1 pseudogene is annotated in these 329 nt (G+C 69.0%); it reads right to left on the bottom strand.

The window, feature by feature from the left end:
• Positions 1 to 329: pseudogene (locus tag Q0938_RS19265) on the bottom strand (recombinase family protein); the annotation flags it as partial.

Raw genomic sequence — 329 nt, 5'->3', positions numbered from 1 at the left:
GCCTCGTCCCAGGACACCACCACGCGATCAATCAGCCGGTGCAGCTCGTCCGACGCGCGGCCCACGACCTCACCGGCCGACAGCGTTCTGGCCAGGTCATCGACATGCGCGCGATACAGCGCGCCCAGGTCGGCCGGGATCTCGATGATGTTGCCGCTGTCCTGCTCGGACTCGGCGATCAGCGCGGCCAGGCGGTTCTCGGTCTCGGTGAGGCCCTCCAGGATGGTCGGGTTGATGTGGCCTTGGCTGATCGCCGTCTTGAAGTTCGCCCGGGCCTCCTCCAGCCGACGGACTGCTGCGTTCCGGCTCCTGGCGCGCGTGTCTGCGCC

Origin of the sequence: uncultured Paracoccus sp. (assembly GCF_947496875.1) — a bacterium.
Classification (GTDB): domain Bacteria; phylum Pseudomonadota; class Alphaproteobacteria; order Rhodobacterales; family Rhodobacteraceae; genus Paracoccus.
The sequence above is the reverse complement of the archived record's forward strand: the minus strand, read 5'-3'. Positions and strand labels throughout refer to the sequence as shown.